The sequence below is a fragment of the Streptomyces sp. NPDC101237 genome (assembly GCF_044767465.1).
Taxonomy (GTDB): domain Bacteria; phylum Actinomycetota; class Actinomycetes; order Streptomycetales; family Streptomycetaceae; genus Streptomyces; species Streptomyces gramineus.
This window is the reverse complement of record NZ_JBIWNY010000019.1, coordinates 109,932-134,206: the sequence shown is the minus strand read 5'-3', so window position 1 is coordinate 134,206 and position 24,275 is coordinate 109,932. Positions and strand designations below refer to the sequence as shown.

General features: G+C 72.3%; 24 protein-coding genes. 14 read left to right on the top strand and 10 right to left on the bottom strand.

Annotated features, from left to right (window positions below; translation table 11 throughout):
- Window positions 1-60 precede the first annotated feature (60 nt).
- Together ACIRQ9_RS27335 and ACIRQ9_RS27330 are read left to right on the top strand one after the other, a co-directional pair.
- On the top strand, window positions 61-1,434 hold the full coding sequence (locus tag ACIRQ9_RS27335) for a M1 family metallopeptidase (RefSeq protein WP_404178778.1): 1,374 nt from the start codon (window positions 61-63) through the stop codon (window positions 1,432-1,434).
- Window positions 1,435-1,472: 38 nt separating this feature from the next.
- The gene (locus ACIRQ9_RS27330; RefSeq protein WP_404178775.1) at window positions 1,473-1,898 is read left to right on the top strand and encodes a YchJ family protein; all 426 of its coding nucleotides are present in this window, start codon (window positions 1,473-1,475) and stop codon (window positions 1,896-1,898) included.
- Here the strand turns inward: ACIRQ9_RS27330 and ACIRQ9_RS27325 are convergent.
- The gene (locus tag ACIRQ9_RS27325) at window positions 1,895-2,596 is read right to left on the bottom strand and encodes a FadR/GntR family transcriptional regulator (protein ID WP_404178772.1); all 702 of its coding nucleotides are present in this window, start codon (window positions 2,594-2,596) and stop codon (window positions 1,895-1,897) included. The two genes, ACIRQ9_RS27330 and ACIRQ9_RS27325, sit on opposite strands and share 4 nt — an antisense overlap.
- Window positions 2,597-2,756: 160 nt before the next feature.
- Here ACIRQ9_RS27325 and ACIRQ9_RS27320 point away from each other — a divergent pair, with 160 nt between their 5' ends.
- Together ACIRQ9_RS27320 and ACIRQ9_RS27315 are read left to right on the top strand one after the other, a co-directional pair.
- On the top strand, window positions 2,757-3,278 hold the full coding sequence (locus tag ACIRQ9_RS27320; protein ID WP_404178769.1) for a gluconokinase: 522 nt from the start codon (window positions 2,757-2,759) through the stop codon (window positions 3,276-3,278).
- A 60-nt stretch (window positions 3,279-3,338) separates the two neighbouring features.
- Window positions 3,339-4,736, top strand: coding sequence for a gluconate:H+ symporter (locus ACIRQ9_RS27315; RefSeq protein ID WP_404178766.1), 1,398 nt, complete (start codon window positions 3,339-3,341; stop codon window positions 4,734-4,736).
- Between the two features lie 317 nt (window positions 4,737-5,053).
- Here ACIRQ9_RS27315 and ACIRQ9_RS27310 read toward each other — a convergent pair whose 3' ends face one another.
- The 3 genes from ACIRQ9_RS27310 to ACIRQ9_RS27300 form a co-directional block, all read right to left on the bottom strand.
- Window positions 5,054-5,677, bottom strand: coding sequence for a cytochrome b/b6 domain-containing protein (locus ACIRQ9_RS27310; protein ID WP_404178763.1), 624 nt, complete (start codon window positions 5,675-5,677; stop codon window positions 5,054-5,056).
- Window positions 5,661-6,383, bottom strand: coding sequence for a molybdopterin-dependent oxidoreductase (locus tag ACIRQ9_RS27305; RefSeq protein WP_404178760.1), 723 nt, complete (start codon window positions 6,381-6,383; stop codon window positions 5,661-5,663). Before ACIRQ9_RS27305 ends, ACIRQ9_RS27310 begins: the two co-directional genes overlap by 17 nt.
- Before the next feature lie 90 nt (window positions 6,384-6,473).
- Window positions 6,474-7,442, bottom strand: a complete 969-nt coding sequence (locus tag ACIRQ9_RS27300; protein WP_404178757.1) for a hypothetical protein — start codon at window positions 7,440-7,442, stop codon at window positions 6,474-6,476.
- Window positions 7,443-7,833: 391 nt separating this feature from the next.
- Here ACIRQ9_RS27300 and ACIRQ9_RS27295 point away from each other — a divergent pair, with 391 nt between their 5' ends.
- The 4 genes from ACIRQ9_RS27295 (at window position 7,834) to ACIRQ9_RS27280 (ending at window position 10,091) form a co-directional block, all read left to right on the top strand.
- Window positions 7,834-8,727, top strand: coding sequence for a DMT family transporter (locus ACIRQ9_RS27295; RefSeq protein ID WP_404178754.1), 894 nt, complete (start codon window positions 7,834-7,836; stop codon window positions 8,725-8,727).
- A gap of 29 nt (window positions 8,728-8,756) precedes the next feature.
- Entirely contained in the window at window positions 8,757-9,266 is a 510-nt protein-coding gene (locus ACIRQ9_RS27290) for an NUDIX hydrolase (RefSeq protein ID WP_404178751.1), read from the top strand.
- Between the two features lie 121 nt (window positions 9,267-9,387).
- Window positions 9,388-9,780, top strand: coding sequence for a YidH family protein (locus ACIRQ9_RS27285; protein WP_404178748.1), 393 nt, complete (start codon window positions 9,388-9,390; stop codon window positions 9,778-9,780).
- A complete protein-coding gene (locus tag ACIRQ9_RS27280; protein WP_404178745.1) occupies window positions 9,777-10,091 on the top strand; it encodes a DUF202 domain-containing protein in 315 nt (104 codons plus the stop codon). The genes ACIRQ9_RS27285 and ACIRQ9_RS27280 overlap by 4 nt, the downstream gene beginning before the upstream one ends.
- A 20-nt stretch (window positions 10,092-10,111) precedes the next feature.
- Here ACIRQ9_RS27280 and ACIRQ9_RS27275 read toward each other — a convergent pair whose 3' ends face one another.
- Window positions 10,112-11,053 carry an NADP-dependent oxidoreductase gene (locus tag ACIRQ9_RS27275; protein ID WP_404178742.1) on the bottom strand — a complete coding sequence of 314 codons (942 nt, stop codon included), beginning with the start codon at window positions 11,051-11,053 and terminating at the stop codon, window positions 10,112-10,114.
- Window positions 11,054-11,180: 127 nt separating this feature from the next.
- Between ACIRQ9_RS27275 and ACIRQ9_RS27270 the strand changes: the two genes are divergently transcribed.
- From ACIRQ9_RS27270 to ACIRQ9_RS27260, 3 genes are all read left to right on the top strand, one after another.
- Window positions 11,181-11,477 (top strand): hypothetical protein, encoded by a 297-nt coding sequence (locus tag ACIRQ9_RS27270; RefSeq protein ID WP_404178739.1) that lies wholly within the window; start codon window positions 11,181-11,183, stop codon window positions 11,475-11,477.
- Window positions 11,478-11,649: 172 nt separating this feature from the next.
- The gene (locus ACIRQ9_RS27265) at window positions 11,650-12,672 is read left to right on the top strand and encodes a phosphotransferase family protein (protein WP_404178736.1); all 1,023 of its coding nucleotides are present in this window, start codon (window positions 11,650-11,652) and stop codon (window positions 12,670-12,672) included.
- A gap of 6 nt (window positions 12,673-12,678) precedes the next feature.
- Window positions 12,679-13,893 (top strand): acyl-CoA dehydrogenase family protein, encoded by a 1,215-nt coding sequence (locus ACIRQ9_RS27260; protein WP_404178733.1) that lies wholly within the window; start codon window positions 12,679-12,681, stop codon window positions 13,891-13,893.
- 83 nt (window positions 13,894-13,976) lie between these two features.
- Here the strand turns inward: ACIRQ9_RS27260 and ACIRQ9_RS27255 are convergent, their stop codons facing one another.
- From ACIRQ9_RS27255 to ACIRQ9_RS27245, 3 genes are read right to left on the bottom strand one after another with little or no spacing between them, the layout of a single operon-like run.
- Entirely contained in the window at window positions 13,977-14,570 is a 594-nt protein-coding gene (locus tag ACIRQ9_RS27255) for a TetR/AcrR family transcriptional regulator (RefSeq protein WP_351320545.1), read from the bottom strand.
- Window positions 14,571-14,599: 29 nt separating this feature from the next.
- Entirely contained in the window at window positions 14,600-16,276 is a 1,677-nt protein-coding gene (locus ACIRQ9_RS27250) for a class I adenylate-forming enzyme family protein (RefSeq protein WP_404178730.1), read from the bottom strand.
- Window positions 16,273-17,037, bottom strand: a complete 765-nt coding sequence (locus tag ACIRQ9_RS27245) for an SDR family oxidoreductase (protein ID WP_404178727.1) — start codon at window positions 17,035-17,037, stop codon at window positions 16,273-16,275. Before ACIRQ9_RS27245 ends, ACIRQ9_RS27250 begins: the two co-directional genes overlap by 4 nt.
- Window positions 17,038-17,198: 161 nt before the next feature.
- Here ACIRQ9_RS27245 and ACIRQ9_RS27240 point away from each other — a divergent pair, with 161 nt between their 5' ends.
- Window positions 17,199-18,449, top strand: coding sequence for an exo-beta-N-acetylmuramidase NamZ domain-containing protein (locus tag ACIRQ9_RS27240; protein ID WP_404178724.1), 1,251 nt, complete (start codon window positions 17,199-17,201; stop codon window positions 18,447-18,449).
- Between the two features lie 80 nt (window positions 18,450-18,529).
- On the top strand, window positions 18,530-19,849 hold the full coding sequence (locus ACIRQ9_RS27235; RefSeq protein ID WP_404178721.1) for a serine-threonine protein kinase: 1,320 nt from the start codon (window positions 18,530-18,532) through the stop codon (window positions 19,847-19,849).
- A 24-nt stretch (window positions 19,850-19,873) separates the two neighbouring features.
- On the opposite strand, the gene ACIRQ9_RS27230 is transcribed toward ACIRQ9_RS27235, so the two are convergent.
- Entirely contained in the window at window positions 19,874-22,663 is a 2,790-nt protein-coding gene (locus ACIRQ9_RS27230; protein ID WP_404178718.1) for a penicillin acylase family protein, read from the bottom strand.
- A 268-nt stretch (window positions 22,664-22,931) separates the two neighbouring features.
- Here ACIRQ9_RS27230 and ACIRQ9_RS27225 point away from each other — a divergent pair, with 268 nt between their 5' ends.
- On the top strand, window positions 22,932-23,534 hold the full coding sequence (locus tag ACIRQ9_RS27225; RefSeq protein WP_404178716.1) for a hypothetical protein: 603 nt from the start codon (window positions 22,932-22,934) through the stop codon (window positions 23,532-23,534).
- 219 nt (window positions 23,535-23,753) lie between these two features.
- Here the strand turns inward: ACIRQ9_RS27225 and soxR are convergent, their stop codons facing one another.
- Window positions 23,754-24,224, bottom strand: a complete 471-nt coding sequence (gene soxR, locus ACIRQ9_RS27220; protein ID WP_404178713.1) for a redox-sensitive transcriptional activator SoxR — start codon at window positions 24,222-24,224, stop codon at window positions 23,754-23,756.
- Between the last annotated feature and the right edge of the window lie 51 nt (window positions 24,225-24,275).

Here is a 24,275-nt window from a genome sequence, read left to right as displayed (position 1 = left end):
GCCGCGGGTGCCGGCGCACCGAGGGACGGTTCGAGCACAGCGCAGGGAGCGGACGCGGAAGTGGCAGTGCAGCAGTCAGCGGGTCCGGACCCGTACTTCCCGGACAACGGCGACGCCCGGTACCGGGTGCATCGCTATGAGCTCACGCTGGACTACCGGCCCGGCCCCAACCGACTGTCCGGCTCGGTCCGGATCAACGCCATCGCGGGCCGGGCGGCGCTCCCCGAGTTCCAGCTGAACCTGGCCGACTTCAAGATCGGCCGGATCCGGGTGGACGGCCGCCAGCCGCACTGGACGCACCGGGGCGGCCGGCTGCGGGTGAAGCCCGCCAAGCCGCTGCGGGCCGGGGCCGCGTTCACCGTGGAGATCCACTGGTCGGGGAACCCCAGCCCGGTGAGCAGCCCATGGGGCGGACTCGGCTGGGAGGAGCTGACGGACGGCGCGCTGGTGGCGAGCCAGCCGGTGGGCGCGCCCTCCTGGTTCCCGTGCAACGACCGGCCGGCCGACAAGGCGTCCTACCTGATCTCGGTCACCTGCCCGTCCGCGTACGCGGTGGTGGCCGGCGGGCGGCTGCTGACCCGCACCACCAAGGCGTCCACGACGACCTGGGTGTACGAGCAGGCGGCGCCGACGTCGAGCTATCTGGTGGGCCTCGCGATCGGCAAGTTCGAGACGGTGCTGCTGGGCGACCCCGGGTTCGGCGGGATCCCGATGCACGGGCACATACCCGCGCAGCTGCTGCCCGAGTTCTCGCGGGACTTCGCCCGGCAGCCCGCGATGATGGACCTGTTCCAACGGCTCTTCGGCCCCTACCCGTTCGAGGAGTACGCGGTCGTCGTCACGGACGAGGAGTTCGACGTCCCCGTCGAGGCGCAGGGGTTGTCGCTGTTCGGCGTCAACCATGTGGACGGGGCGCGGGGTTCGGAGCGGCTGGTGGCGCACGAGCTGGCGCACCAGTGGTTCGGCAACAGCGTGTCCATCGCGGACTGGCGGCACATCTGGCTGAACGAGGGGCTCGCCAAGTACGCGGAATGGCTGTGGTCGGAGCGGTCCGGCGGTCGCAGTGCCCAGCAACTGGCGGCCGGTGCGCACCGGTCGCTGTCCCGGCTGCCGCAGGACATCCGGATCGCCGACCCGGGCCGCAAGGCGATGTTCGACGACCGGCTCTACGAGCGCGGCGGGGTCACGGTCCACGCGCTGCGCTGCGCGCTCGGCGACGAGCGGTTCTTCCACATGCTGCGGGCGTGGGCGGGGCTGCACCGCGGCGGGACCGTGACGACCGCCCTGTTCACGGCGCACGTCAACCGGTTCGCGGACGAGCCGCTGGACGGACTCCTGGACGCCTGGGTGCACGGCACGGCGCTGCCCGCGCTGCCCGTCCAGACCGGGCCGGCCCGCCCGGCGCAGCCGCCGCCCAACGCCGAGTCCGCGTAGCGGACCGGGGGGCCCGGCGGGTGCCGCAGAATGGGTCCATGTCCCGACGCACCCCGCCGTCCCGCCGTCAGCACGGCACCGCCGCGGATCCGGGCCGCCCGTGCCCGTGCGGTCTGCCGGAGCCGTACGTAGGGTGCTGCGGCCGGTTCCACCGGGGCGAGGCGGCCGCGCCCACGGCGGAGCGGCTGATGCGTTCGCGCTACAGCGCCTTCGTCGAGCGCGACGAGCCGTATCTGCTGCGCACCTGGCATCCCCGGACTCGCCCGGAGCGGCTCGATCTGGATCCGGGCACGCGGTGGACCGGCCTGGAGATCCTGGCCACGGCCGACGGTACGGCCTTCCACACCACCGGCACGGTGGAGTTCCGGGCCTCCTACCGGGGCGGGTCGCTGCACGAACGGAGCCGGTTCGAGCGGGTCGACGGCGCCTGGGTCTACGTGGACGGGGACTTCCCGGCCGCCTAGGGCGCCAGGATGTCCAGTTCCTGGAGGGCGCCGACCGTGATCTCGCGGGTCAGCTGTTCCGCGCGGGACGCGTCGCCCTCGCGGACCGCCTCGGCGAGCCGGACGTGGAGGGTGACGGCGGCCGGGTCGGGGTCCTCGAACATCACCTCGTGGTGGGTGCGGCCCGCCAGGACCTCGGCCACGACGTCGCCGAGCCGGGCGAACATCTCGTTGTTGGACGCGGTGAGGATCACCCGGTGGAAGGCCATGTCGTGGATCAGGTACTGCTCCAGCCGGCGGCCGCGTGAGTTGGCCACCATGCCGAGCGCGCACTCGGTGAGTTCGGCGCACTGCTGGGCGGTGGCGTGCTTCGCGGCGAGCCGTGCGGCCACCGGCTCGACCGCCGACCGCAGCACGGTCAGGGAGCGCAGCTGGTGGGGGCGGTCGGCGCCGGCCAAGCGCCAGCGGATGACCTGCGGGTCGTAGACGTTCCACTCGGCCTTCGGGCGGACCGTCACGCCGACCCGGCGGCGGGACTCGACCAGGTGCATGGACTCCAGGACCCGGACCGCCTCGCGCATCACGGAGCGCGACACCTCGAAGTGCTGGGCCAGCTCGTCGGTGCGCAGGACGCTGCCCGGCGGGTACTCGCCCGCGGTGATCGCGGGGCCGAGGGAGTCAAGTACGCGGCCGTGCAGCCCGCGGCCCATGGTGCTCATGCACTCAGCGTACCGAGCGCATCACAGAGCCAAAAAGTCAGACTTATTTGTCACAGACTCTTGAATTCGTCGTACCTAATGGGTTTCAGTGAGGCCGACGCCGGATGTCGTACGCCGGTGTCTCTCGTCGAGGAATCCCGAGGAAGACAGCGAGGCAGTGATGCGGACCCCCCACGTCGTCGTCGTGATGGGCGTCGCCGGCACCGGCAAGACCACCATCGGTCCTCTGCTCGCCGCCCGGCTCGGCGTCCCCTACGCCGAGGGCGACGACTTCCACCCGCCGGCCAACATCGCCAAGATGTCGGCCGGGCACCCGCTGGAGGACGCCGACCGGTGGCCGTGGCTGGACGCCATCGGCTCCTGGGCGCACGGGCGGGAGGGCCTGGGCGGGGTGGTCAGCAGCTCCGCGCTGAAGCGGTCCTACCGCGACCGGCTGCGCGCCGCCGCTCCCGGTGTCGTCTTCGTGCACCTCACGGGTGACCGCGAGCTCATCGAGGACCGGATGGCGCACCGGCAGGGCCACTTCATGCCGACCGCGCTGCTCGACTCCCAGTTCGCCACCCTCCAGCCGCTGGAGGCGGACGAGGCGGGCGTCGCCGTGGACGTCACCGGCAGCCCCGAGGAGATCACCGCACGGGCCGTGCGGGCCCTGGACGCGCTGTCCGACCTCACCCCTCAGTAGTCCCACCTCGCGGTCCCCCCTCGTTCGTCCCCCTGTCCCCCGTACCCGCAAGGAACCCCCGTGACCAGACTCAGCGTCGAGATGCTGGCAGCGGACACCGTCGCGCCCATCACCTCGGCCGGACATGCCCAGCTCGGCATCGCCGTCCTGGCGGGCATCGCCGTCATCGTCCTGCTCATCACCAAGTTCAAGCTCCACGCCTTCCTGGCGCTCACCATCGGCTCGCTCGCGCTCGGCGCGTTCGCCGGAGCGCCGCTGGACAAGGTCATCACCAGCTTCACCGCCGGCCTCGGCTCCACGGTCGCCGGCGTGGGTGTCCTGATCGCGCTCGGGGCGATCCTGGGCAAGCTGCTGGCCGACTCCGGAGGCGCCGACCAGATCGTCGACACGATCCTCGCCAAGGCGGGCGGACGGTCGATGCCGTGGGCGATGGTGCTGATCGCCTCCGTGATCGGTCTGCCGCTCTTCTTCGAGGTCGGCATCGTGCTGCTGATCCCGGTGGTGCTGATGGTCGCCAAGCGCGGCAACTACTCCCTGATGCGCATCGGCATCCCGGCGCTGGCCGGTCTCTCCGTGATGCACGGCCTGGTGCCGCCGCACCCCGGCCCGCTGGTCGCGATCGACGCGGTCGGCGCCAACCTGGGCGTGACCCTGGCCCTCGGCGTCCTGGTCGCCGTCCCGACGGTGATCGTCGCCGGTCCGCTGTTCTCCAAGGTCGCCGCCCGCTGGGTGGACGTCCCCGCCCCGGACCGGATGCTCCCGCAGCGCCCCTCCGAGGAGCTGGAGAACCGCCCCGGCTTCGGCGCCACCCTCGCCACCATCCTGCTCCCGGTCGTGCTGATGCTGGCCAAGGCGCTGGTGGACATCGTCGTCGACGACCCGGCGCACACCGTCCAGCGGGTCTTCGACGTCATCGGCTCGCCGCTCGTCGCCCTGCTCGCGGCCGTGATCGTCGGCTTCTTCACCCTGGGCCGCCCGGCGGGGTTCTCCAGGGACCGGCTCCAGCGGACCGTCGAGAAGGGCCTGATGCCGATCGCGGGCATCCTGCTCATCGTCGGCGCGGGCGGCGGGTTCAAGCAGACGCTCATCGACTGCGGTGTCGGCCAGATGATCCTGGAGATCTCCAAGGACTGGTCGATCCCGGCGCTGCTGCTGGCCTGGCTGATCGCGGTGGCGATCCGGCTGGCGACCGGCTCGGCGACGGTGGCGACCGTCTCGGCGGCGGGCCTGGTGGCCCCGCTGGCGGCGGACATGTCGACGGCCCACACGGCCCTGCTGGTCCTGGCCATCGGCGCCGGTTCGCTCTTCTTCAGCCATGTCAACGACGCCGGCTTCTGGCTGGTGAAGGAGTACTTCGGGCTGAGCGTCGGACAGACCGTCAAGACCTGGTCGATCATGGAGACGATCATCTCGGTGGTCGCGGGCGCCCTGGTGCTGCTCCTCTCGCTGATCATCTAGCGCCGGGCAAAAGAGCCGGGACACGGCGGACCGTCGCTTCCGCGGCGGTCCGCCGCTGTTCTCCCATGCTGCGGACGCGGTTCACCGACATGTCCGGCTCGCCCATCCGGTCAGGTGCGCTCCCACGGCCCCACACGGCGGCGGCACGCTCGCCGCGGCGGCGGCCGCGGGCACCGACGTCCTGGCGGCTCAGGGCAATGAGGCCTGCGCCCGGCGGCCGACGTGGTCCGCTCGATCAGCGCCGGGGCCGAGGAGATCCTGGCGTCACGGCCGCGCTCGCTGCTCGGCCGCCGGCCTGACGGGCGTACCGGCGGGCGTCAGGGCCGCCACAGCGGATGCTCCCGCTTGGCCCACTCCTTGCTCACCCTCCCGGTGCGCAGCCCCCGGCGCGCCTCCGGGTCGCCCATGGCCATGCCGATGTGGCCGGCCAGGACCACGCCGATCGTCAGGGCCAGCCAGTCGTGCACGAAGGTGGCCGAGGTGCGCCACATCAGCGGGGCGAGATGGGTGAACCACATCAGCAGGCCGGTGGCGAGCATCACCAGGGTCGCCCCGGCGATCCAGTTCGCGTAGATCTTCTGGCCGGCGTTGAACTTGCCCGCCGGGCGAGAGGAGGGGCGCTTGTCGCGGTTCAGGGCGGCCCGCAGCCAGAGCCTGTCGTGGGCGCCGAAGCGGTTCAGGAAGCCGAGGTCCCGGCGGAAGGCGCGGGAGGCGAGGCCGAGCAGGACCGGGACGGGCAGGGCCACACCGGCGCACTCGTGGATGCGGACCACCAGTTCGCGGCGGCCGACCAGGACCGCCAGCTGCGGAATGTACAGGCAGCCGGCCGTCAGGACGCAGACGCCCATCAGCAGGGCCGTCGTGCGGTGGATCCAGCGCTCGGCGGGGGTGAAGCGGTGCAGCCGGTCCGTGGCGGCCGGTGCCTCAGCTCGTAGGCTCATCGTCGCGTCCGTTCGAACGGCCGACCCAGGCGTCGACGTCGTAGCCGAGGTGTTCCCAGTAGCCCGGCTGCACCTTGTCGGTGACCGTGATGCCGGAGAGCCACTTGGCCGATTTGTAGAAGTACATGGGCGCGACGTAGAGGCGGACCGGGCCGCCGTGGTCGTGGCCGATGTCCTTGTCCTGCATGCGCAGCGCGACCAGGATGTCGGGCCGCCGCGCCTGGTCGAGGGTGAGGCTCTCGGAGTAGGCGCCGTCGAAGCAGGTGAACCGGATCGCCCTGGCGCTGTCGCGGACTCCCGCCAGGTCCAGCAGGTGCGAGAGGCGCACGCCTTCGAACGGGGTGTGCGGCACCCGCCAGCCGGTCACGCACTGGACGTCCTTGACCAGCCGGGTCTGCGGCAGGGCACGCAGGTCGGCCAGGCTGAAGGTGCGCGGCGTGTCGACCAGGCCGTCGATCTTCAGCTGGTAGTCCGCCGCGGTCCTGTCCGGCACCGAACCGGTCACCGAGTAGTAGCGGAACCCGCCGCCGTTCGGGAGCAGGCCGGTCAGGCCCGTGGGGTCCTTGCCGGAGAAGGTGCCGAGGACCGACTCGGTGACGCGTTGCAGCACCGGGGCGGTCACGACACCGAGGGCACCCAGGCCGATGGTGCCGAGGAACACCCGGCGGCCGACCGGCCGGCCCTCCTCGGGTCGTTCAGAGTTCACGCACTCATTCGAACACCCTCGGGGCGCGTCCGGCCAGGAAATCCGGCCGCCGTAAGAAATCCACAACCTCTTCTCATCGAACGCGTGCCGTCAGCCGCCGAGCGCCCGCTCCCGGGCCGTCCGGAACGCCTCGCACGGGTCGCGGTCCGGGTAGGACCAGGGCGTCCGGGTGGCGTGCCGGCCGATGCGCTGGAAGAGGGCCGCGGCCTCGGCGTACCGGCCCGCGCCGGAGGTGGCGTGGGCGAGGTGGTTGAGGTCGACGTGGCGGCGCGGGTGCTCCTCGGTGCCCCACTCCAGCCACCAGTCGAAAGCCGCGCTCAGGGCGGTGCGGGCGGCCGGCCCGTCCCAGTGGCGGGCCGCGGCCGGGTCGGCGGGCGCGCGGCCGGCGGCGGCGAGCACCCGGTGCCGTTCGGCGTGGGCGACGACCGGGAGGACGGCGAGCGGGGAGTCGGCGGGGGCGGCGGCGGCCGCGCGTTCGGCGAAGGCGCACAGGGCGTACGTCCCCTCGGCCTCGGTCTCCGCGATCCGGGCGGCCATCAGGTGGTGGGCGTGGTGGTGCTCGGGATGGCGGTCGCGGACCTCGTGGAAGGCGCGGCGGGTCTCGTCGTCGGTGCCGAGGCGGCGGGTGAGCAGCAGCAGGCCGAGCCAGGGGGTGGGGTCGGCGGGGGCCAGCGCGGCGGCGCCTGCGCAGGCCTCGCGGGCCCGGTCGGGGGGTTCCTTGCCGCGCAGCGCCCGCCGGACCAGGGTCAGGGCGTGGAGGGCGGCGGCGCCGGCGGAGCCGGGTTCGGCGAGCAGCCACTCCCGGGCCCAGGCGGCGGCGTAGGGTTCGGCGGCGAGGACGGTGACCCGATGGCCACGGCGGTCCCAGTCCTCACCCGTGTGGAGCAACAGGGAGCGGGCGGCCTGCCAGCGGCCCTGGGCCAACGCGGCTCGCGCGGAGATGAGTTCGGCGTCGTCGAGGGCTTCGTCGGGACAGTGCTCGCACCCGGGGTGCGCTGTCGCCCGGGGAGCTGCGGCGACGGCCCGGCCTGGGCCTAAGAGGGGCGGGGTTGAGGGCACCGCGGAACTTCCTGGTTGTCGGGCTGCCATCGGCCGATCACGCACAGCAAACCCCCCGCCAAGACTTTGCGTCAAGCCGAACAGGACTCGTACCCCGTTCAACTACCCGGGGAGCAGCGGAACTTGGCGCGCGCCGGGCCCGTCGGGCGTACCGTGACCGTGGGGCTCCGGGTTCCGGCTGTGGCGTACGCCATGGCGCGGTCGGCCCGGGCATCGGACCATGGCGGTAGCGGTCCGGCCGCCGCCCCGCTCCATCCGTCGTGTGCGGCTCGGGCCTCGTGACCGAGTCAATCGCCCGGTTCCGGGTACTCCCGGGGCATCACCCATCCGCGAGCGCTACAGTCGGCCTCTACGCACTCCGTGGCCCGGCCGCATGATCGAGGTACGCAGCGTGTCCGTACTGGTTCTGACCCTCGCCGTGAGCGCGGCCTGCTGCCTTGGCTTCGGGTTCGTGCTCCAGCAGAACGTCGCCCAGAAGGCCCCGCTCAGCGACTTCCTGTCGCCGCGGCTGCTGCTCGACCTGATGCGGGTGCCGCGCTGGCTCGGCGGGATCGGCCTGATGGTCGCGGGCATGGTCCTGGGCGCGATAGCCCTCGGCAAGGGCGAGATCTCCCTGGTCGAACCCTTGCTGGCGACGAACCTGCTCTTCGCCCTCGCGCTCTCCCGCCACCAGACCAAGCACCGCCTCAGCCACCAGGGCTGGGCCGGGCTCGCGCTGCTCGCGGGCGGGGTGACCACGTTCATCCTGGCGGGCCAGCCACGCGGCGGCGACGCCGTCGCCAACCCGCTGCGGCACTGGCTGATCATCGGCCTGGTGGTCGGCATCGCCCTGGTGCTCACCACCTGCGCCAAGCGGTCCCGGCTCAGCGCGGGACCGACCCTGCTGGCCCTCGCCGCCGGCCTGCTGTACGGCGTGCAGGACGCGCTGACCCGGGTCACCGGCACCCGCTTCGCCGAGGGCGGCATCATGGAGGTGCTGACCGGCTGGCAGCCGTACGGCGTCCTGGTGCTCGGCGTCAGCGGGCTGATCCTCGTGCAGAGCGCGTTCGAGACGGCCGAACTGCGCATGTCGCTGCCCGCGCTCACCGCCGCCCAGCCGCTCGCCGGGATCCTGTGCGGCGTCGGCTTCCTCGGCGACCGGCTGCGCACCGACACCGGGGCGCTGGCCTGGGAGGCGGCCGGGCTGGCCGCGATCGTGGCGGGCATCGTGCTGCTCGGGCTGCATCCGGCGATGCCCCGCGGTCCCGCGCGGAAGGAGCCCTCGCTCGACCTCCAGCCGCGCTGACGTCCCGCCCGGCCTGCTTGGATGGCGGTATGCAGCCAGCTGACGAAATCCTCGACATCGTAGACGAGCACGACCAGGTGATCGGACAGGCCCCCCGCGGCGAGGCGTACGCGCGCGGCCTGCGCCACCGCTGCTCCTTCATCCTGGCCCGGGACGGCGCGGACCGGATCTTCGTCCACCGCCGCACCGCGACCAAGCTGGTCTTCCCCTCCCTGTACGACATGTTCGTCGGCGGTGTGGTCGGCGCGGGCGAGTCCTACGACGACGCGGCGCTGCGCGAGGCCGAGGAGGAACTGGGCGTGTCCGGGCTGCCGCGGCCGCGGTACCTCTTCAAGTTCCGGTACGACGACGACCGCGGCCTGAGCTGGTGGTCGGCGGTGTACGAGGTCCGCTGCGAGCTGCCGGTACGGCCGCAGGCCGAGGAGGTGGCCTGGCACGACTTCCTCACCGAGGAGGAACTGGCGGCCCGTCTCGGCGCGTGGGAGTGGGTTCCGGACGGCCTGGCGGCGTGGGAACGGCTGCGGGAGTGGCGGGGCTGAGGCGCGGACGCGCACCGGCGGAGGCGGACGCGCCCCGCCGAGGGCGCGGGGAACGGCGTGGACGGCGGGCGTCCGCCCGCGCCCGAACGGCCGCCGCCGGCCCCCGGTAGGCTCCCTGTACGTGATCGAATTCGCGCGGAACGTCCGTTTGTGGTTCGCCCCCGAGGTGGTGCGCGAAGAGGGCACGACCCCCGACTACCGCTTCTCCCTCGCCAACGAGCGGACCTTCCTGGCCTGGCTGCGCACCGCCCTCGCGCTCATCGGCGGCGGCTTCGCGGTGGACCAGTTCCTGCCCGACCTGCGCTGGGCCTGGCGGGTCGGCCTGGCGCTCGCGCTGCTCGCCGCCGGCGTGCTGTGCTCGCTGCGGGCCGTGAACCACTGGACGCGCTGCGAGCGGGCCATGCGGCGCGGCGAGGACCTGCCGGTCTCCCGGTTCCCCGCCCTGCTCGGCGTGCTGATCGCGGTGGTCGCCGTCGCGATGGTCGTCGTGGTGCTCGTCGGGTGGGAGGGATGACCGCGCAGGACCGCGATCCGGGGCTCCAGCCGGAGCGGACCAGGCTCGCCTGGCGCCGTACGACCCTCTCCGCGACCGTCGCCGCCCTCCTCGCCGCCAGGACCGCCCTGCACGGCAGCACCTCCGCCGGCGGCGTGCTGACCTGCGCGGCCTGCTGCGGCCTGTGGCTCGGTTTCCTGCTGGTCGCCCACCACCGCATACGCGCCCTCGCGGCCGCCGACCGCCCTGCGGCGCTGACCCCGCGGCAGGCGGCCGCGGCCGTCCTGTGCACGGTCGCCGTGGCGGTGTGCGCCGCGGCCCTGGTCGTCTAGCCCCCTGCGAGCCCCGACGCCTAGCCCTCCTCCGGCCACTCCACGGTGACGATCAGCTTGCCGCGGGTGTGTCCCTCCTGGCTGCGCCGCTGGGCGTCGGCCGTGCGCGTGAGCGGGAACGTCTCGGCGACGTGGACGGCCACCGCGCCCTGTTCGGCGAGCGCGACGAGCTTGCCCAGGTCGGCGGCGTCGGGGCGGGCCCAGCAGTAGCGGCCGCCGAAGTCGACGACGTCCGGGTCGGCGATCGAGGCCATCCGGCCCTCGGGGGCGAGCAGGTTGGCCGAGACGGTCAGCGCCTCGCCGCCGACGGTGTCGAAGACCGCGTCCACGCCTTCGGGGACCAGGCCCCGGACCCGTTCGGCCAGGCCCGGACCGTGGCTGACCGGCTCGCCGCCGATGTCCCGTACGAAGCCGTGGTTGCGTTCGCTCGCGGTGCCGACGACCCGGGCACCGAGGTGGGCGGCGATCTGGACGGCGAGGGAGCCGACCCCGCCGGCCGCGGCGTGCACCAGGACCGTCTCGCCGCGCTTGACCTCCAGGGCGTGGACCAGCACCTGGTAGGCGGTCAGCCCGGCCAGCGGCAGCCCGGCGGCCTCCTCGAAGGAGAGGTTGCGCGGCTTGCGGGCGAGGGTGCGCAGCGGGGCGGCGACGTACTCGGCGAAGGTGCCGCGGGAGAGGAAGTCCTCGCGGACGTAGCCGATCACCTCGTCGCCCACCGCGAACTCGGTGACGGCCGGGCCCGGCTGGACGACCACGCCGGAGACGTCCCACCCGGGGACGACCGGGAAGACGGCGTCCATGACGCCGTGCAGGGCGCCCTCACGGCACTTCCAGTCGACCGGGTTGACGGCCGCGGCCCTGACCTTCACCAGGACCGAGTCGGGGCCCACCTTCGGGTCCTTGACCTCGCCGTACTCCAGCACATCGGGACCGCCGTACCGGCTGTAGCTGATGCCCTTCATGGAACCGACCCTCCGGGGTACTCCGACGCCACGCAACCGGGATGCCCCGATATGTGCCGTTCGCGTGGCAGCCTGTCCGTCGGCAGCATGCCACCTCCCGATCCCCGTACCGCTGAAGGCGAACACCATGACCACCCTTCACCAGGAACACACCGCGCACGGTCACAGCCACGGACCGGACTGCGGACACGACCAGGTACCGCACGGCGACCACGTCGACTACGCGCACAACGGGCATCTGCACCGCGAGCACGGCGGCCACTGGGACGAGTGCGAGCCCGAGGGTCACGTCGCCCATGACACCCACGACCACCGGCACGGCGACGGCTGCGGCCACCCCGGCGTCCTGCACGGCGACCACATCGACTACCTGCACGACGGCCACCGGCACGCCGAGCACGACGGCCACTGGGACGACCACTGACCGGTCCCCCTCCGCGAACGACGACGGCTCCCCGCGCTCCCGGCGCGGGGAGCCGTCGCGTCACGGCCGGTTCAGGGGGTGGTCCCGGTCACGTTTGGCTCACCGGCTGGACGACATACCGACTGGTCGGCATCATGAATGGGTCCTGTTCACTCGTTCGTAGGAGCGATGCATGAGCCCCGACCACCCGCCCGGACTGGATCTCGACCGGCTGCGCGGACTGCTCGACCGCGAGCGCCCCGGCCTGACGACCGGTCCACTGACCGGACGGCTGATCGAGGGCGGACGGTCGAATCTCACCTACGCGGTCTCCGACTCCGTCTCGCGGTGGGTCGTCCGGCGGCCGCCGCTGGGCCACGTGCTGGCCACCGCGCACGACATGAAGCGCGAGCACCGGGTGATCAGCGCGCTGTTCCCGACCGAGGTGCCGGTGCCGCGGCCGGTGCTGCTGTGCGAGGACACGGAGGTCCTCGGAGCGCCGTTCTACGTGATGGAGTTCGTCGAGGGCACCCCGTACCGCACCGCCGACCAGCTCGTCCCGCTCGGCCCCGAGCGCACCCGGGACGCCGTGCTGTCCCTGGTCGACACCCTCGTCGAGCTGCACGCCGTGGATCCCGATGAGGTCGGCCTCGCCGACTTCGGGCGTCCGGAGGGCTTCCTTGACCGGCAGCTGCGCCGCTGGGGCAAGCAGCTGGACGCCTCCCGCAACCGTGAGCTGGCCGGCATCGACGAACTGCACGCCACCCTCGGCCGCCGGCTGCCCGGCTCCCCCGCGCCCACCGTGATCCACGGCGACTACCGGCTGGACAACGTCCTGATCGGCGACGACGACCGGATCAACGCGATCCTCGACTGGGAGATGTCCACGCTCGGCGACCCGCTGACCGACCTGGGTCTGCTGGTGATGTACAGCAAGCCGCTGGGCACGCCCGACTCCCCGGTGTCGACGACCGCCGAGGCTCCCGGCCACCCGGAGCCGCGGGAGCTGGTCGAGCGCTACGCCGCCCGCTCGGGCCGGGACGTCTCGCACATCGCCTGGTACACGGCGTTCGCCTGGTTCAAGCTCGCCGTGATCCTGGAGGGCATCCACTTCCGGTACACGCAGGGCCAGACGCTCGGGCAGGGCTTCGACCGCATCGGCGAACTCGTCCCCGTCTTCATCGATCACGGACTGACCACTCTTCAGGAAGGCTGACCGGCCATGGACTTCGCGTTCGACGCGCGCACCGAGGAACTGCGCGCCAAGCTGCTCGCCTTCATGGACGACCACGTCTACCCGGCCGAGGCGGTCGCCGAGGAGCAGCGGGCCGCGCTCGCCTCGCCGTGGGACACCCCGGCCGTGGTCGGGGAGCTGAAGGCGGAGGCGCGCAGGCAGGGCCTGTGGAACCTCTTCCTCCCCGACGCCGAGTACGGCGCGGGCCTCACCAACCTCCAGTACGCGCCGCTCGCCGAGATCACCGGCCGCTCCCCGCACCTGGCGCCCACCGCGCTGAACTGCGCGGCCCCGGACACCGGCAACATGGAGGTGCTGGCCCAGTTCGCCGACGAGGCCCAGCGCAAGCAGTGGCTGGAGCCGCTGCTCGCCGGTGAGATCCGCTCCGCGTTCGCCATGACCGAGCCGGAGGTGGCCTCCTCGGACGCCACCAACATCACCACGCACATCGAGCGAGACGGCGACGACTACGTCGTCACCGGCCGCAAGTGGTACATCTCCGGGGCGATGAACCCGGACTGCAAGATCTTCATCGTGATGGGCAAGACCGACCCGGACGGCGCCGACATCCGGCGTCAGCAGTCCATGGTCCTGGTCCCGCGCGACACCCCGGGCGTCACCGTGAAGCGCGCGATGCGGGTCTTCGGCTACGAGGACCACGCGCACGGCGGCCACGCCGAGGTGGTCTTCGACCACGCGCGCGTGCCGGTGTCGAACCTGATCGGCGAGGAGGGCGGCGGCTTCGCCATCGCCCAGGCCCGGCTCGGTCCCGGCCGGATCCACCACTGCATGCGGCTGATCGGCATGGCCGAGCGGGCGATCGAGCTGATGTGCCGGCGGGCCGTGTCCCGCACCGCCTTCGGCAAGGAGCTGGCCCGGCAGGGCGTGGTCCACAACTGGATCGCGGACGCCCGGGTGACGGTCGAGTCGCTGCGGCTGCTGGTCCTGAAGACCGCCTGGCTGATGGACACCGTCGGCAACCGGGGCGCCCACACCGAGATCCAGTCCATCAAGATCGCCACGCCGCGCGCGGTGGTGGGCATCATCGACCGCGCGATCCAGCTGCACGGCGCGGGCGGTGTCAGCCAGGACTTCCCGCTGGCCGACCTGTACGCGGGCGCCCGCACGCTGATGATCGCGGACGGTCCGGACGAGGTGCACCAGCGCTCGCTGGCCCGGCGGGAGCTGAAGAAGTACCTGTAGGCGGAGCACGAGGCAGGGGCCCCGGCCGTGCGGCCGGGGCCCCTGCGCCGTTCTCGTCACCGTCATCCGGCGTCCCGGCCCGGTCAGGGCCGCAGTGCGCGCAGCAGCAGGTCGGCGAGCTGGTCGGCGACCTCCTGCGGGGTCATGGGGCCGTCCGGGCGGTACCAGGTCGACAGGTGGTGGACCGAGCCGAAGTGGTAGTCCACGACCAGGTCGGCCGGGGTCGCGGTGGAGAAGACGCCCTCGCGCTGGCCCTCCTCGATCAGCGCGCGGAAGCGCTCGTGGTAGCGCCGGCGCTCGGCGCGCACCTGCTTGTTCTTCTCCGGGCTCAGGTGGTGCATGGACCGGAAGAAGATCGACGCGTCGTCGAGGTTCTCGATCGTCGTCACCACGACGTCGGCCGCGGCGCCGCGCAGCCGCTTCTCGATCGGCTCGTCCGCGTTGGCGAAGGCGTCCAGCCGCTCCTGCTGGACGCGCAGCACGCGCGCGTACACCTCGTGCAGGAGGTCGTCCTTGGAGCCGAAGTAGTGGTACAGCGCGCCCTTGGTGACACCGGCCGCCTCCACGATCTCCTGCACGGAGGTGCGGTCGTAGCCCTGCTCCGCGAAGAGCCGGGTGGCGGCGGCCAGGAGCCGCTGCGGAACAGGGGCTCCGTCACCGTCCGTCGTCCTGGCCACTGCCGCCACCTGCCTCTCTCGTATGTCTGCTAACCCTGTTGCGGTCGGGAACGCAGTTCCCGTCGGAGGATCTTCCCACTTGCCGTCTTCGGCAGGTCGGGCAGGATCTCCACCAGCCGCGGATATTTGTAGGCGGCCAGCCTCTCCTTGCAATAGAGGGCCAGATCGTCCGGATCGGTTGCAGCGCCGGGACGAAGACTGATGTACGCCTTGACGGTCTCCCCGCGGTAGCCGTCGGGGACCCCGACGACGGCCGCCTCGCGCACCGCCGGGTGGGTGTACAGCACGTCCTCGACCTCCCGCGGCCAGACCTTGAAGCCGGACGCGTTGATCATGTCCTTCTTGCGGTCGACGACGTACAGCCAGCCCTGCGGGTCCATGAAGCCGATGTCGCCGGTGCGCAGTTCGCCGTCCGGGAAGGTCTCGGCGGTCGCCTCGGGCCGCCGCCAGTAGCCGGGCACGACCTGCGGCCCGCGCACGACGATCTCGCCCTGTTCGCCGAAGGGCAGCTCGGCGCCCTCGTCGTCGACGATCCGGACGATCGTGTCGGGGCCGGGCACCCCGACCGCCAGGGTCCCGGAGACCGGGTCGACGGGCGCCTCCAGGCTCGGCGGCACGGCGGCGCAGGGCGCGGTGCACTCGGTGAGCCCGTAGCCGTTCCTGATGTACGGCCCGTAGCCGGCCCGGAACTTCTCCACCAGGGCCGGCGGCAGCGGCGCGCCGCCCGAGGAGATGTTCACGAAGGAGGCGAAGTGCTCCGGGGTGACGTCCGGGTGGGCGGCCAGGGCCATGAAGGCGGTGGAGGGGCCGACCGTGTACTGCGGCCGGTGCTCGGTGAACGCCTCCAGGACCAGGCCCGGCTCGAAGCGGTACGTCAGCACGAGGGTGCCGGCACTGGTGAGGCAGGCGCCGAGCTGGCAGACCATGCCGGTGATGTGGAAGAGGGGCGCGAGGGCGTAGTAGACCGGCGCGTCGGGCAGGGCGAGCCCGGTGCGCTGCCGCTCGGCGTTGTACATGATGTTGCCGTGCAGGTTGGTGGCGCCCTTGGGGGTGCCGCTCGTTCCCGAGGTGTAGCTGATCAGCGCGATGTCGGACGGGAGCGGGTCACGTCCCTCGGGGGCCTTGCCGCCCCGGCGGGCGACGGCCACCAGGTCCTCGGCGTCGGCGGCCTGCGGCAGCCGCTCGAAGGAGAGGACGCGCGCGTCGTCGCGGGTCTGGAAGTCCAGTTCGCTGGCGGTGAGGACGATCCGCACCGACGAGCCGGCCGCCGTGTCGCGCAGGTACGACTCCCAGGCGCGCTGCGAGCAGACGAGCGCCGCGACCTCGCCGTCGCGCAGGACGTGGGAGACCTCCCCCGACTTGTACATCGGGTTGACCGGGACGACGGTCGCGCCCGCCTTCCAGGCGCCGAGCACCGCGAGCACGAAGTGCGGTGAGTTCTGCAGGATCACGGCGACCCGGTCGCCGCGCTCCAGGCCGCCTCCGGCGAGGTGCGCGGCGACCGAGTCGCTCAGCTCGTCGACCTCGCCGAAGCTCAGCCGGGCGTCGAAGTAGGCGAGGAAGGGGCGGTCGGGCGCCTCGGCGGCGGCGGTGCGCAGGGCGTGCACCATCGAGGCGGGCGGATCGACGGGGCCGCGCTGGGCCGCGCTGAGGAGGCCCAGCCAGGGCCGGGCGGCGTAGGGGGACTCGGTCTGCCGCTCGGTCACCGGGTGGCCTCCCACTTCTGCTGGATGTGGTTCATGTTGGTCAGCCAGTGGTCGGGATCGGCGGCGCGCGCCCGGTAGAACCCGGCGACCTCGGGATGCGGCAGGATCAGGAACCGGTCCTCCGCCATGCCCTTGAACAGCGCGTCGGCGACGGCGTCCGGCTTGATCGCGGTCGGCTGGAGCACCAGGTCGCCCGCGCTGCCGGTGGCGGCGAGCATGTCGGTGCGGACGCCCTGCGGGCAGATGGCGTGCACCTTGAGCCCGCGGTGCCGGTAGGTCAGGGACAGCCACTCGGCAAAGGCGTACGCACCGTGCTTGGTCACGCTGTACGGTGCCGCGCCGATCATGGTGAGCAGTCCGGCGGCGGACACGGTGGACACGAACCGCCCGCCGCCGCGTTCCAGCCAGTGCGGCACCAGCTCCTGCGCGGCCCGCACGTGCGCCATGACGTTGACGTCCCAGGCGGAGGCCCACACGTCGGCGCCGGCCGCCTCGGACCCGCCGGAGCCGAGCCCGGCGTTGGCGCAGTAGACGTCGATGCTGCCGCCGAGCGCGTCCCGGGCGGCGCCGACGATGCCGGAGGCGTCCCCCGGCACGGCGGTCGCGCCGATCTCCTCGGCGACGGCGTGCGCCTTCTCCGCGTCCAGGTCGTTCACGACGACGCGGGCGCCCTCGGCGGCGAACCGCCGGGCCAGGGCGGCGCCGATGCCGCCTCCCGCCCCGGTGACGACGACTCCGGCATCCTGCACGGCTTCCACCATCGGTCTCCTTCGACACGACGCGAAACAACACGGCTCAGTCACGACACACTAACCGGTCGGTATGTTTGAGGATAGGGCGACTGTCACACCCCCTAGGGGCGCGGGAAACCGCGCGACCGGCCACGGGTGCCCCGCACCCGGACGACGACGGAGGCCTTCTCATGCGGCGCCCTTCCAGACGGAGTCTGCTCGCGGCGGCCACGGCGGCGGCCGTGACACCCGTGTCCGCGGCGGCCCCGGCCGACGCACCCGGCCGCTCCGGGGCCCAGGTCGCGACCGGCTTCGAGCGGCTCGCCGCCGACGGCTACGCCCGCCTCGCCGGGCAGAAGGTCGGCGTCGTCACCAACCCCACCGGGGTCACCACCGACGTCCGCCACATCGTCGACGTCATGCACGCCGACCCGCGCGTCGACCTGACCGCGGTCTTCGGTCCCGAGCACGGATTCCGCGGCACCGCGCAGGCGGGCGGCTCCGAGGGCCGTCACGACGACCCGGCGACCGGCCTGCCCGTCTACGACACCTACCTCAAGAGCGGCCGGCCGCTGGCCGACGTCTTCACCGCCTCCGGCGTGGACACGGTCGTCTTCGACATCCAGGACGTCGGCGCCCGCTTCTACACGTACATCTGGACGCTGTACGACTGCATGGAGGCCGCCCGGCTGGCGGGCCGGCGGTTCGTCGTGCTCGACCGCCCGAACCCGGTCACCGGGCGGGACGCCCACGGCCCGGTCCTGCACCGGGAGTTCGCCAGTTTCGTCGGCCGGCAGCCGATCGCGCAGGCGCACGGGATGACGGTCGGCGAGCTCGCGAAGCTGTTCGACGCGCGGTTCCTGACCCCGCCGGTCGAGCTGGAGGTCGTGCCGATGACCGGCTGGCGGCGCGACCGCTTCTTCGACGCCCACGGGCTGCCCTGGGTGCCGCCGAGCCCCAACATGCCGACCCCGGACACCGCTCTGGTGTACTCCGGCACCTGCCTCTTCGAGGGCACGAACCTGTCCGAGGGGCGCGGCACGACCCGCCCGTTCGAACTGCTCGGCGCCGAGGGCGTCGACGCGCGGTGGGCGGCCGCCGTCAACGGGCTGGGCCTGCCGGGCGTGCGGTTCAGGGAGGCGTACTTCGCGCCGACGTTCTCCAAGTTCCAGGGCAGGACCGTCGGCGGGGTGCAGCTCCACGTGCACGACCGGGCCGCGTTCGATCCCGTGCGCACCGGCATCGCGCTGCTGGTCACCGCCAAGAAGGTGTGGAGCGGCTTCGCGTGGCGGGAGGACCACTGGATCGACACGCTCACCGGATCCTCGACCGTGCGCACGATGACCGACGCGGGCGCCGGCACGGACGAGATCGTCGGCGCCTGGCAGGACGAACTCGCCGCGTTCCGCCGGATCCGAAAGGAATTTCTCCTCTACAGGTGAGGCGCGGCGTATGGCCAACCTTGCCCGGTGGCGGGACGATGCGCCCACATCGCACCGGTTCGCGGCACGAGGAGCCCGGTATGGCCGATCCTGGGATGAGCGTGGCTCCCTACTGGGAGCTGACCTTCGACGCCGACGGGGACCCGGACGGCGCCGAACGGGACCGGCTGCTGGACGAGGTCACGGCGCACGGCGTCCGCGACCTGATCGTCTTCGCGCACGGCTGGAACAACGACCGTTCGACCGCGACCGCCCTGTACCGCCGGTTCTTCGCACCGATCCCGGAGCTGGCCCCGAGGGCCCGGATCGGGTACGTCGGGGTCGTGTGGCCGTCGATGCGGTTCTGCGACGAGCCGATCCCGGACTTCCCGAAGTCCGTGGTGGCCACGGAGGCGGAGGAGAGACCGGCGCCGGTCCTCGACAAGGACACCCGGCACGCCCTCCTCGACGCGTTCCCGGGACGGGCCACGGTGGTCGACCAGATCGCCCGGATGCTGGAGCGGCGTCAGGCGGCGGAGCTGGCTGAGTTCGGGCGGCTGGTACGGCTGCTGGTCGAGGTCCTGCCGGGCGGCCCCCAGCCGCTGTTCGCGGCCGACACCCACGCGCAGGGCGTCCCGCCGCGCGAGCCGGTGCTGTTCACCGCGGACACGACGGCCCTGTGCGAGGAGTTCGCGCGGGCGCGGGCCTCCGCCGGGCGGCCGGCCGACAGGGCGGAGTTCGCGCTGCCCGACCCGTGGGAAGGTGCCAAGGAGCTGCTGCGGCAGACGGCGTACTACGCGATGAAACGGCGCGCCGGGGCGGTCGGGGAACGCGGGCTCGGGCCGGTCGTCGGACAACTGGCCGGTGCGGCCCCGGAGCTGCGGGTGCACCTGGTCGGGCACAGCTTCGGCGGCCGGCTGGTGTCGTTCGCGCTGTGCGGGATCCCGGACGGGGTGCGGGCGGTGAAGTCCGTGACGCTGCTGCAAGGGGCCTTCTCGCACTACGCGTTCGCCGCCCGGCTGCCTCATGACGCGCGCGCCGCGGGGGTGCTGCGGGGCCGGGAGAAGCGCGTCGACGGTCCGCTGGTGTGCTGCTACTCCCGCTTCGACGGGGCGCTCGGCACGATGTATCCGCTGGCCTCGCGGATGGCGGACGACGACGAGTCGCTGCTGGGCGCGGACCTGGGGGCGGTGCTGGGCGCCCGGTGGGGTGCGATGGGTCACGACGGGGTGCAGGCGGTGCCGGGCACCCGGTCGCTGGATCTGGCGGCGGCGCTGCGCGGGCCGCTGGCCGCGCCGGGCTGCGTGAACGTCGACGCGGCGGCGGTGGTGCGCAGGGGCGGCCCGCCGTGCGGGGCGCACAGTGACATCGTGCACCCCGAACTGGCGCGGGTGGTGCTGGCGGCGGGGCGGATCGGCTGACCCCGCCGCCGTGGTCGTGCCCGGTCAGCGGTGCGAGGTGAACTCCACGACCTGCTGGAAGGTCGGGCGGTTCTGCCAGCTGATGTTGTAGTGCTTGATGCCGCCCAGGGTGCGCTGGACGATCGAGTCGGCGCACCACTGGTCGCCCGCCGAGCACAGGGAGTCCCCGGGGTAGACCGCGGACGCGCTCGTGCCGGCCGCCGTCTTCAGCGTGCTGATGAGGAGGTCCCGGCAGGCGCCGAGACTGCCGCCGCCGCAGTACTTCTGGGCCAGCGGCCCCGACACGTTCTGTCCGAGCACCGCCCGGATGTCCTTGTCGACATAGCTCCACCAGCCGTACTGGAAGGAGCTTCCCGCGTGCGAACCGGTGGGCCCGTGGGCGGCCGACGGGGTCTCGTCGACCGGCAGGTTGGCGGTGATCGCGGTGTACAGGCTGTCACCGAGGCCGGGCTGGAACTCGGCCTTCACCAGCAGCGGCCACCAGGCGTCCAGGATCCGGACGGCGTCGGCGTTGGCGTAGGTCTTCGAACCGGCCGAGGTCTCGGTGCGTTTGCCGCCCGCGGTCAGCCAGGTCTGGAGCTTGGTGACGGCCGCGGCGGCGGTGGAGTCGGTCACCGTACTGCTGGTGACGACCTTCAGCAGGTCCGGCAGTACGTCCTCGGCCCGCAGGTCGGTGAGCGACGCGTCCGCCATGGCCTTGACCAGCGACGAGCGGGTGACGCCGCCGGCGGCGACGAGCTTCTTGACCCGGTCGTCGAGCAGGTTGCCGCGGTGCACGGACCCGTCGCCCCAGCTCGCCGTCGTGTAGTTCAGCGCCTGCTTGTTGTTCCAGGAGACGTAGTAGTCCTGGTCGACGGAGTTGGGGTGCTGGGAGGCCGGTGTGTAGGAGGCCGTGTTGGTGGCGGGGTCCCAGTTCTGCCACTCGTAGGCGGCCTGGCCCCAGACCGGGAACTCGGGGTCGACACCGCTCGGGCGCACCGGGTTGTCACCGCTGTTGTAGTACGCGGTGTGCGAGGAGTCGGCGTAGAACCAGTTGAAGGTGAAGTTGATGTGCTGCGCCGCGCTCTGGAAGGTCGCCGGACTCTTCACGTAGTCGGGGTCGTTGAGCATCTGGAAGCCGATGATCGAGTCGGCCTCGTGCATGTAGGAGGAGCGCAGGGTGGTGTAGGCGACCTTCTTCCCGCCGACGGTCGCGCGGTACTGGACGGGCCCGTACTTCGTCTTCCACACGCGCATGGTGTAGGAGCCCGCGGCCGTGCCGTCGGCGGTCGTCGGCTTCCAGGAGTTCTTCTGCTCGACCTTGTCCATGGCCGTGCAGGTGCCGTGGAACAGGTAGTGGTAGTCGTCCTGGCAGAGTTCGACGGCGTAGCTGTCGATGATGTCCTGGCCGGAGGTGGTGGCGGACCAGGCGTAGTCCTGGCCGCGGCCGAGTTCGACGTACATGCTCAGGCCGGCGAAGGAGGCGCCGCGGGCGCTGATGCCCGGGCCCTGGATCTCCTGGAGCATGAGCAGCTGCGGGGCGAAATAGCCGGTCTGCGGTCCGAAGACGGCGACGGGGTGGCCGCTCGCGGTGTACTTGCCGCTGACCACCAGCGCGTTGGACATGCCGCGCCGGGCCGAGCTGAGGGCGGTCGCGGTGGCGGCGGCCGAGGTGGCGGAGGCGCTCTGGGAGGCGCCGGTGCCGGTGGCGTCGTAGACCAGCGGCTCGGTCGTCACCGAACCGGCGTCCGGCAGCGCCTGGCCCTGCGCGGTGGCGGGCTTGGTGCCGTAGGGGAAGCTCTCGCCGTTGTGCACGGTGAGCGCGGCCTCGGGGTCGTTGCGTTCGCGGAACGACTCCCAGACCTTGGTGCCCTGCTCGACGCCGTACTGCTGCTGGGCGGCGAGCAGCGAGAGGGCGTTGTTGACCTCGCCCCCGCCGCCGGAGCCGAACAGCGAGCCGACGACGGAGGCCAGCGCCACCAGGTCGGTGATCTTGAAGTGGTCGATGGTGCCGGCGTTGGTGATCGAGTCCTTGTGCCCGGTCAGGACGTACTCGCCGGGGAAGTAACGGCCGCTGTCGGAGGCGTCTATGTAGGAGTTGATGCCGGCGAGGTAGGCGTCGGCGTCCGCGAGCGCCTGCTGGCCGCGGGCGCCGTTGTCGGCGACGGCGTTGTCGATCTGGGCCTGGAGGTCGGCCTCGGTGTACGGGGCGTTGCGGTAGAACTGCTGCTCGAGACCCTGGTTGGAGGCGGCGCCGCCGGCGAAGGCGGTGAGCTGGCCGCGGCCGACGTGCCGGAACACGTCCATCAGCCACAGCCGGTCCTCGGCGGCCGCGTAGCCGGCGCCGAACTCGGTGCCGTACCGGGTGGTGCCGGTGATGTGGGGCACACCGGTCTTCTTGTCGCGGACGATCGTCACGTCACCGCGGCCCGCCGGGCTCTCCGTGGAGGCGACCTGGTCGGAGGCGACGCCGAACGAGGAGTCGTTGAAGAACGTGTTGATCTTCGCGTCGGTGAGGCCGGAGTAGCCGGTGGCCAGGTTGTTGTAGGGGCCGAGCTGGTCCTCGGCGTGCGCGGGCTGGGTCCCGAAGATCTGGTTGAGGAGAACCTGGGCGAGAGTGGCGTTTCCGTTCTCGCCTGGCGGCAAGATGTCCGAACACTGGCCGCCGCAGTAGTCGTTGGAGGCCGTGGCCGCCGCGGCCGGGGTCGCCTGGGCCAGCGGAGACAGCAGACCTGCGACGAGGACGCATACAGATGCCGCTTTCAGGAACCCGGGGAGCTTGCGGGGAGTTCTCAGTTTGTCGAACAACGCGTGATGTCTGGTGCGCCGGGGCATGGCGACTCCTCACGACGGGGGTGATGCCGGACGTTACCGCCGGTATCCCCGAGATTGAAGATGAACATGCGTCAAGTTTTGGAGTGGTCGCCCGAGTCGGCGGCGTCACCGGCCGTCGGTCAAGGCGGGCGGCCTTATGGACGGCATCGGAAATCGAATGGAGCCGATCCGAGTGTCGATACGTCTATACGGCAACGCCGCGCGAAGTCCGTGCGACGCCGCCGAAGTGACCGAAGTACAGGTGCAGGTGTGACGGAGGTGCAGGGCGATGGCCGGTTTCCGGAGTCTGGCGAGACAGGTGCGAGACCCACGGTGTGATCTGGCGCTGCGGCGCTACTCGCTGCGCAAGTGCCTTGAGCGGTTCGCCCCTTACGGGCACCGCGCGACCTGGGACCATCTCTGCTCACGGGCCGGGTTCGGTCCTGAGGACCGGTCCCCCGATCCAGCGCGTCTCGTGGGCGCACTGGAGGAGCTGGAAGAGGCGCGGGCGGTCTGGCTCGCCTACGAGGTCGAGTTCGCCTCGCGCCGCAAGAAGGAGAAGCACGACGGGCTGCGCCGCCCGGGCAGCGTGGACGACTGGCACCGGCTGACCTGGGGCGGTTTCGGAGTGGCCTGGTGCGACGACCCGCGGGTCCACCCCGACGAACCACTGGCCGAGGTGCTGCGACGGCTGATCGCCGCCCTGGAGCGCGAACCGGGCGCGGTCTGCCCGGTGTGCGCCGGGGAGCGCCTCCACTGGAAGTACGACCTGGACCACGAACCCTCCACAGGTCCGGTCTGCGCGGACTGCGGGATCCTGGTGCCGCGTCCGGTGCTCACCGCCGAGGCCCTGGCCTACGCCAGGCGCGGACGACTGCTCATGTCGGCCTGACCGCACGGGGGTGCGCCGGGGGCGCCGCACCCCCTCCGCCCGGACCGCCCCGACCGCCGGCACCATCGCACCCATGGAGCCGCACGTCTGTCTCAACGGCGGCAGGGACGGCGGCCGGGCGGTCGCCGGGGCCGTCACCGGGGTGTGTCCAACTCGCCTGCACGCACCGGAGTTCGGGCCGCCCGGTCCGGTGCGGAGGACACCGGCCGGTCGCACGGCCTAGTCGTCCCGGTTCGTCCGCTCCGGCAGGAGGCGGGAGCCGGCCGCGCGCCTGCCGAACGCGTCGTCCGGGTTGGACAGGACGCAGGCGTCCAGGGAGAGGCAGCCGCAGCCGATGCAGTCGGTGAGGTGGTCGCGCAGCCGGTTGAGCTGCCTGATGCGTTCGTCGAGTTCGGCGCGCCACGCCCGCGAGAGACGGGCCCAGTCCTCCCGGGTCGGGGTGCGTTCCTCGGGGAGTTCACCGAGCGCCTCGCGGATGGTGGCCAGCGGGATGCCGACGCGTTGTGCCGCCCTGACGAAGGCCACCCGGCGCAGCGTGTCGCGGGTGTACCGGCGCTGGTTGCCGCTCGTCCGCCGGCTGCTGATGAGCCCCTTGGCCTCGTAGAAGTGGAGTGCGGAGACGGCGGCCCCGCTGCGCGCGGACAGCTGGCCGACGGTCAGCTCGTGGATCTTCCCGGGAATCTGCGGCACCCGGCAGACCCTACCGACCCGCCGGGGTCGCGCTCCGTTGACAGGGAGCCC

Coding starts and splice junctions, on each gene's coding strand:
- ACIRQ9_RS27290 (WP_404178751.1), top strand. CDS start 8,757: ATGCAGCCAGCTGACGAAATCCTCGACATCGTAGACGAGCACGACCAG.
- ACIRQ9_RS27235 (WP_404178721.1), top strand. CDS start 18,530: ATGGCCGATCCTGGGATGAGCGTGGCTCCCTACTGGGAGCTGACCTTC.
- ACIRQ9_RS27320 (WP_404178769.1), top strand. CDS start 2,757: ATGCGGACCCCCCACGTCGTCGTCGTGATGGGCGTCGCCGGCACCGGC.
- ACIRQ9_RS27330 (WP_404178775.1), top strand. CDS start 1,473: ATGTCCCGACGCACCCCGCCGTCCCGCCGTCAGCACGGCACCGCCGCG.
- ACIRQ9_RS27230 (WP_404178718.1), bottom strand. CDS start 22,663: ATGCCCCGGCGCACCAGACATCACGCGTTGTTCGACAAACTGAGAACT.
- ACIRQ9_RS27275 (WP_404178742.1), bottom strand. CDS start 11,053: ATGAAGGGCATCAGCTACAGCCGGTACGGCGGTCCCGATGTGCTGGAG.
- ACIRQ9_RS27270 (WP_404178739.1), top strand. CDS start 11,181: ATGACCACCCTTCACCAGGAACACACCGCGCACGGTCACAGCCACGGA.
- ACIRQ9_RS27225 (WP_404178716.1), top strand. CDS start 22,932: ATGGCCGGTTTCCGGAGTCTGGCGAGACAGGTGCGAGACCCACGGTGT.
- ACIRQ9_RS27265 (WP_404178736.1), top strand. CDS start 11,650: ATGAGCCCCGACCACCCGCCCGGACTGGATCTCGACCGGCTGCGCGGA.
- ACIRQ9_RS27325 (WP_404178772.1), bottom strand. CDS start 2,596: ATGAGCACCATGGGCCGCGGGCTGCACGGCCGCGTACTTGACTCCCTC.
- ACIRQ9_RS27240 (WP_404178724.1), top strand. CDS start 17,199: ATGCGGCGCCCTTCCAGACGGAGTCTGCTCGCGGCGGCCACGGCGGCG.
- ACIRQ9_RS27245 (WP_404178727.1), bottom strand. CDS start 17,037: ATGGTGGAAGCCGTGCAGGATGCCGGAGTCGTCGTCACCGGGGCGGGA.
- ACIRQ9_RS27280 (WP_404178745.1), top strand. CDS start 9,777: ATGACCGCGCAGGACCGCGATCCGGGGCTCCAGCCGGAGCGGACCAGG.
- ACIRQ9_RS27310 (WP_404178763.1), bottom strand. CDS start 5,677: ATGAGCCTACGAGCTGAGGCACCGGCCGCCACGGACCGGCTGCACCGC.
- ACIRQ9_RS27260 (WP_404178733.1), top strand. CDS start 12,679: ATGGACTTCGCGTTCGACGCGCGCACCGAGGAACTGCGCGCCAAGCTG.